Below are 1171 nucleotides of genomic sequence, written 5' to 3' on the forward strand. Positions count from 1 at the left end.
ATCTCGACGCCCGTGAAGCTGGCCTGCCAGCTCATAGACGCTGCCTTGCGCGCTTCTTCAATCGCTAAAAATCGCTGATCCAAGCGCCGCTCGACGGCGCGCAAGAGCAATAAGCCCATCGAGCCATAACCCCCCAGCACGATCACGACCAGCGAGATGATGTGCCAGGTTTCCAGCGTGACAGTCATCAATCAGGTCTCCTAGCGGCTGCGCTGTTTGAGCCACGTCACAGCGGCCTCAATCGCGAAATTCAGAAGCGATTCCGAGAGCGACAGCCCTAGCGCTTTTATCCGCTGAATGACCTCCTCTCGCTTTTGCGATCCGCTGAGCGTGCTGTCGGCGACGCTTGCCACCACGGATTTCACTTTTTCCCAATCCGCGCCGATGAGCGCCTTGGCCGCGGCGGAGATGAGTATCTGCGTCATGATCCCGTTCAATGCTGATCTCCAAAACCAGGTGGTGTGGGGTTAGGATCGGTTGCGCGCTGGCGAATACTGACGGGTCCCGCGCCATCGGGTTGGCCTGGACGATCCGGGCATGGCTCAGAGCGACTTACCAAATCAATCGGCGGCAGGGGGGCATCCGGTTGTTCGGGTAACAAAATCCCAGCGATAGCCGCAACAGCGCTGGCTAGCGCCGCAATCTGGGTGGTGAAGGTCTCGTACTCGCCGACGAAAAATAGCAACGCGGCGCTAGCGAGCAGCGCAGCCAAGGCGGCCCAGGTGGAGGCTTCGCGCCAGGTGCGCCGATCCCGCAGCCGGGCAAGCAAGGCGACAGCAGCCGGTAGGAGCTTGAGCCATTTCATGGCGGTCTCCGAATCGTAATTACTTCGCTGCCGATCCAATTCTGATCCCCCCCGGCGGCGCAGGAACACCAGGTATAAACGCGAAAGGGAGACTGTCGGCTGACTCCCCCCAAGCGCTTTTGGCCCTCACTTTGACGGTCTTTGCGCCTTCGCCAATTCCGGCGAGATCCCACTTGAGGATAACGCCACCATCGGTTTCCTTGGTCGCGGGTACGGTAACGGGTGCGGCCGTGCCAACGGTAACGAGAAAAGCATCCGGTTGGGAGCCGGTAGCCGGATACGGGTCACACACCAGAAACGGGCTAGATTGGGCAGTGTGCGTGATCAAAGCCATCGCCAAACCAAATAAAAGCCGTTGCGGTCGTT

3 protein-coding genes and 1 pseudogene are annotated in these 1171 nt (G+C 59.8%); all 4 read right to left on the minus strand.

Features of this window, described 5'->3' with window-relative positions; all coding sequences use genetic code 11:
• Nucleotides 1–188: pseudogene (locus BN873_RS15455) on the minus strand (hypothetical protein); the annotation flags it as partial.
• 12 nt (nt 189–200) lie between these two features.
• Complete coding sequence (locus tag BN873_RS15460) at nt 201–437, minus strand: hypothetical protein (RefSeq protein WP_048675734.1); 237 nt, start codon at nt 435–437, stop codon at nt 201–203.
• Complete coding sequence (locus tag BN873_RS15465; RefSeq protein ID WP_048675746.1) at nt 434–805, minus strand: hypothetical protein; 372 nt, start codon at nt 803–805, stop codon at nt 434–436. Before BN873_RS15465 ends, BN873_RS15460 begins: the two co-directional genes overlap by 4 nt.
• A gap of 19 nt (nt 806–824) precedes the next feature.
• On the minus strand, nt 825–1171 hold a 347-nt coding region (locus tag BN873_RS15470), incomplete at its 5' end, for a hypothetical protein (protein ID WP_206778874.1).

The sequence above is a fragment of the Candidatus Competibacter denitrificans Run_A_D11 genome (assembly GCF_001051235.1).
GTDB lineage: Bacteria > Pseudomonadota > Gammaproteobacteria > Competibacterales > Competibacteraceae > Competibacter_A > Competibacter_A denitrificans.

Excerpts from the sequence above, each read along its gene's own strand:
- BN873_RS15465 (WP_048675746.1), bottom strand. The coding sequence starts at position 805 with ATGAAATGGCTCAAGCTCCTACCGGCTGCTGTCGCCTTGCTTGCCCGG.